Origin of the sequence: Brevibacillus sp. HB2.2, assembly GCF_013284275.1 — a bacterium.
In the GTDB taxonomy this organism is placed as follows: domain Bacteria; phylum Bacillota; class Bacilli; order Brevibacillales; family Brevibacillaceae; genus Brevibacillus; species Brevibacillus brevis_D.
In genome coordinates this window covers 1-4,614 of the sequence record NZ_JABSUV010000080.1, presented here as the reverse complement: position 1 = coordinate 4,614, position 4,614 = coordinate 1, and the positions used below count along the sequence as shown (strand labels likewise).

The 4,614-nt window shown below is 47.9% G+C and carries 5 protein-coding genes; 2 read left to right on the top strand and 3 right to left on the bottom strand.

Going from position 1 to position 4,614, the window contains the following annotated elements:
- The first annotated feature begins 128 nt into the window (after nt 1-128).
- Nucleotides 129-1,232, top strand: a complete 1,104-nt coding sequence (locus HP401_RS29295; RefSeq protein WP_173607601.1) for a chymotrypsin family serine protease — start codon at nt 129-131, stop codon at nt 1,230-1,232.
- A gap of 5 nt (nt 1,233-1,237) precedes the next feature.
- Here the strand turns inward: HP401_RS29295 and HP401_RS29290 are convergent, their stop codons facing one another.
- The 3 genes from HP401_RS29290 to HP401_RS29280 all read right to left on the bottom strand — a co-directional run bounded on the left by HP401_RS29290 (nt 1,238) and on the right by HP401_RS29280 (nt 3,858).
- Nucleotides 1,238-2,959: a protoglobin domain-containing protein gene (locus HP401_RS29290; protein ID WP_173607600.1), complete on the bottom strand. Its 1,722-nt coding sequence runs from the start codon at nt 2,957-2,959 to the stop codon at nt 1,238-1,240.
- 154 nt (nt 2,960-3,113) lie between these two features.
- Nucleotides 3,114-3,566 (bottom strand): metallothiol transferase FosB, encoded by a 453-nt coding sequence (fosB, locus tag HP401_RS29285; RefSeq protein ID WP_064201034.1) that lies wholly within the window; start codon nt 3,564-3,566, stop codon nt 3,114-3,116.
- A 67-nt stretch (nt 3,567-3,633) separates the two neighbouring features.
- A complete protein-coding gene (locus HP401_RS29280) occupies nt 3,634-3,858 on the bottom strand; it encodes a hypothetical protein (protein ID WP_007722024.1) in 225 nt (74 codons plus the stop codon).
- Nucleotides 3,859-3,993: 135 nt separating this feature from the next.
- Here HP401_RS29280 and HP401_RS29275 point away from each other — a divergent pair, with 135 nt between their 5' ends.
- Nucleotides 3,994-4,482, top strand: coding sequence for a hypothetical protein (locus tag HP401_RS29275; RefSeq protein ID WP_173607599.1), 489 nt, complete (start codon nt 3,994-3,996; stop codon nt 4,480-4,482).
- Nucleotides 4,483-4,614: the final 132 nt, after the last annotated feature.

Sequence of the window (4,614 nt, the reverse complement as noted above, 5' to 3'; positions counted from 1 at the left end):
TGGAATAACGTACTTTTTCAAATACGCAAAAAAGGCTTCCCCGCAATGACAAGCGTCCAACAGTGCTGGCCAAGTTTTACATACGATGACCATGTAAAACAAACTACCTCCAGAAAGGAAGGGGTGCCATGGCAACCTTTCAGGAAGCGCTCCTGGCCAAGAAGCATTTGGTCAAAAGGTGGAAGCGGATGCCGGGCGTAATTGGCATCGGGATTGGCTACGCAAACGGTAAAAACAAAAAAGGCGGCGCTTGTATTGTGATGTATACCGTCAATGCAAGTGCCGCCGTGAAGAAGAGCTGCCCGAGTTGCGTCCTTGTCAAAAGACAGGTGGCGACAGCCCATGTATCCGTTCCTGTTCGAACCGTAACCTCTGGACGGTGCCATTGTCATCCTGCTGTACGTCCTTCTGCAACAAATTACCGCAGCAGAATCAGACCTGTGATCGCTGGATATAGCATCGGTTACCCAGGGGCGTCCGGAACGGCTGGGTTAATCGTTGCCCGAGGAGGCCAACGGTTTGTGTTGAGCAACAATCACGTCCTGAATCGTAACAATACGAGCGGCTATACCGAGACCATCCAGCCAGGTGGAGCCGACGGTGGTCGTTCGGGAAGAGATCGAATCGGACGCTTGTATCGGTATGTTCGACTTCGGAGAAATGCAGGTAATCGAATGGATGCAGCGCTTAGCATCCCTACTTCCAATCGACTCCTTGCCCCTCGTTATGCAACCGTGGGCAGAGTACCAGGTGTGATTCGCTCGTATGGTATCGGGCGCAGATTGAAAAAGGTAGGCCGTTCATCGGGGTTGGCATGGGGAACGGTCGAATCGATCCACACCGATATTGATGTCAGTTACGGGAACTACGGAGGACTGGGGACCATTCGTTTTCAGAATCAGACGGTCATCAGAAGTACGATTCCCATCTCCTTGCCAGGAGATTCCGGCTCCGTTTGGCTGACTGCGGGCAATTACGCGGCGGCTGTGAATTTTGCTGGTTCAGCCAATGGGAGGCTTTCCATTTCGTATCCGGTTGTCTGGGCATTGCAAGCGTTTGGCGTGGGGATAGCAAGAGCAACAGGGAGAGCGGGCAGGTCAGTTGCCAAAGTAAAAAGGGGCGGGCGAACCAAAACACGTACTAGACCGTTATCTCCCGCAGAGTTAAACCGTGTCCAAACAAAAAAAGCTGCCTCCAAAAGGCAGCCGAGCAAGCGAAAGAAAAGTAGATAATAGCATTAGGATACTTCTTTGGCGAGCTGATCCAGTATGTTGAGAATGCGTTGTGAGATATCTTCTAGCGTATCAAACGTAGCTTCTGCTTCCTCTAGTTTTCCTTGCTTGACGAGGTGGTAAATCCGCCGAACCGTTTCGTGGAACTGGCGATGAGGCGCTTCTAATTGCTTGAATGAGGGCAAGGTGCTTAAGGATGGATTGTTCAAGGCCTCGTCATACCAAATCCCCAAGCGGCATTGATGATGGTCCACGAGTTCTTTTTCAGAAATGTGGTGATACCCAAGCATGAAGTTGTACAGCCACCATTTCCATAAGAGATGGTCGGTTTTGACGATTCGCAAGTAATGCTTGGTCTTAAATTGGCTCGTTTGTGTGATGCTCAGCTTGTGTAGGCTGTTAATGCCAGCCCCAACATTATAGACGTTTTTACCTACATTCGAGACGTGCGAAGAGACCTGCTCCATATTCGTCAGGACTTGCGATATGCGCATGGAAATGTCATCTGTGGCAGCAGACTGCTCTTGTGCCAATGCGGCGATGTGTCCGGTGGAATGCCCGACAGTCTCAATATTTTGCACAATATCTCCTAATATCCCAATGGCATCGCGTGTCTGAATTACTTTATTGTTAAAATGGTCGCTCATGAGAGTGGCCGTTTCTTTTACCTGGACAGCTTCATTCTGAACATTGTTGATTGTGGCAGTAATGCTTTGAACGGATTGCTTGGTCTGCTCGGCGAGCTTTCGTACTTCATCTGCCACGATAGCGAAGCCTCGCCCGTGTTCGTTGGCACGCGCTGCCTCAATCGACGCATTCAATGCAAGAAGGTTGGTTTGATCGGCAATATTGCGGATGACTTGGACGACCTGAGAAACTTCTGCAATGGATGTCATTAATTGCGAAGTTTTTGCTTGCATCTCTTGGAATTCATCTGCCATGGAAAGAAAGCTGGTTAATGAATCTTGGATAATATCCTTGCCCATTGTCGCTTGCTCGATTGTCGTGGAAGCACTCTCTGCGACAGAGACGGCTGATTGAGCCACTTTTTGCACAGATTCGCTTAGCTGCTCAGCAGCAGACCCCACATTGCCAGCTTCCTCAGTTGTATCCTCAAGCGTGTCCAGCACATGCTTGAATTTATCGATCTGAATCACCAATTCCAGAACTTCGCCCAGGCGATCAATGACTTTGTAATCATTGTCCTCCTGATACGATTGGAGGACGATTTGCGAATCAAGCGTGATGATCTTCATGAGCGCCAACAGGACAGAAGATAATTCCTGGGGACGTTTCGAATAGGTATTGACGATAGCGGGAATCAAATATTCATAAACCCGCAAGTAAGAGCCTGTATACCATTCTGGCGCAAGTCCAATTTTGCTGTGGACCTCTCCGATTTTCTTACGCCCGGCTACATAGGCATCGTCTAGCTTGGCGTGTGGAAGCGATTGCAAATAGTGACGAAAGGATACGGCCAATCGATCAACCGTCGTATGCGTTTCGACGATCTGCATAAGATGGGAGTATTGGCGAAGCATGTGATAATGACGCTCTGTAATGGCCTCTAGGTGTTCTGTTAGAAGTGGTTCGATTTGTTTCAGCCGATCAAGGTCTGTTTGATTCATTTGCAAAAAATGAATTTTCCCCGTTAGCTGGTCGGACATTTGGACATCGCTTTTTTGAATTGAGGCGGTAACGGTTTGGGCGCCACGCTTACCAAACATAAAATCCCTCCATAATGTTTACGAAAAACGGGCCTATTCATAAGGGAATAGGCCATAAGTGTTTTATCGATTATAGCATTCACGTATGGAGTTGAATCTTTGGAACTATTGTGATTTTGTGAAAAGTATATTAAGAAATGGACAGCGTCATCGATTATTCAAAAAAGGTCATGTGATGCTTTTCGTCCCGGTAGTAAGCGAGACGGTCCTGGAGAGTGCCTGTATGTAATTCGAACTTATGCCCATCAGGGTCGGTGAAATAAATGGAGCGCTTATCCCTCTCTGAGCGATCCCGTCCATGCAAAATGGTCACGCCATGCTTTTCCAAGTGAGCATACCACTCATCAAAAGACTCTTCTGTAATAGTGAAGGCCATGTGTGTATAGGAGTGAGCAATTTCATTGCGCGGGATGTCGGGTTCCTCATTCAGCGCCAACCAGTAGCCATTTAAGTCAAAGTAAGCCAGCTTGCGACCTCGTACTAGTGGTTTGGCGTGCAGGACATCCCGGTAAAAACAAAAAGATTTCTCCAGATCGGAGACAGAGAAAAGCAAATGATTCAATCCTTGAAGTTGCGGCAATATGTCCCCCACCTTTTTAGCAATCATCTCAATTGCTATTGTATGGGGAAAACAGGCAAACCACCAGTCCAATCCGGGTCTGCCTGCCATTTGGTTAGGATTGACTTTGTTGAGCTTGCGCTTGGGTTTGCAGCGTGGATTGGACTTGGGACACCATTGTTTGCGCTTGGGCAATTTCCTGAGACGCCTGCTTCAAGGCTTCTTCGGCGAGCTGTGGATTGGCAGCAGATTGCTCGATTGCTTGCGTAATCATATTTTTTGCCAGCGTGGTGGCTACCTCTGCTTTTTTAAGCGAGTCCGTGTTAATTTGGCTAGGCATTGCTATACCTCCTGCGGTTTTGGGTGATCAGAACACCGTATTAATTTACCCTGCACGCAACGGTTTATGTATATAGGTACGCGTCCAACCAATTTCTTCCCGTGATGCATAATCTGACAGGGGGAGGGACGTCAGATGAAAAAGCAATGGGTGCAGGTCATTCGATTGGCAGAGCAAGCATTCTTTACGATTATCTTTTCAGCGCATAAGCGTGTGGGGGATCGCGGAATCATTTTGCCAAAACGGTTCAATTCCAAGGTGAAAATTCGCCGTTTCCTGCAAAAGTTCATGACCCCTTGTCTGGCAAATCGAGTGATCGGCAATCTTGATTTGCGGCGAATAAACGGACGACTCGCGATCCCGGTAGGGGATACGATAGGGGCTCCACCAATTGTAAAATCACAGGTCCTGTCCTCGGGCAGCAGGTGTGCGACGCTTGTGGTATGGTTTGCCTTCGATCCAAGCGATCGATTTTTCCGTGTGTACCAGTTGAAAAAGCTTTCGGATGGGCGCTGGATTGTTGTAGGGCGTCATCCGCTGGACTATCCGTTTAATCTACCGCAGGATTTCTTGAAACGACAAATACCTTGTGGAAAAGCCTGTGCTTCATGGAGAGGGAAATGAAACACTAGGAAAAAATGACTATATTCCAAAAAAATCCGGTATTGCTATTGGTTCAATTTGCCTGTATAGTATGTAAGTGTTGCAATACTTATCGGAAATTGTCGAATGAGAGAAGGTCCGATATGGTTGGCG

Bases quoted from the DNA above. Each gene is read 5' to 3' on its own strand.
- HP401_RS29295 (WP_173607601.1), top strand. From the start codon at position 129: ATGGCAACCTTTCAGGAAGCGCTCCTGGCCAAGAAGCATTTGGTCAAA.
- HP401_RS29275 (WP_173607599.1), top strand. From the start codon at position 3,994: ATGAAAAAGCAATGGGTGCAGGTCATTCGATTGGCAGAGCAAGCATTC.
- fosB (WP_064201034.1), bottom strand. From the start codon at position 3,566: ATGATTGCTAAAAAGGTGGGGGACATATTGCCGCAACTTCAAGGATTG.
- HP401_RS29290 (WP_173607600.1), bottom strand. From the start codon at position 2,959: ATGTTTGGTAAGCGTGGCGCCCAAACCGTTACCGCCTCAATTCAAAAA.
- HP401_RS29280 (WP_007722024.1), bottom strand. From the start codon at position 3,858: ATGCCTAGCCAAATTAACACGGACTCGCTTAAAAAAGCAGAGGTAGCC.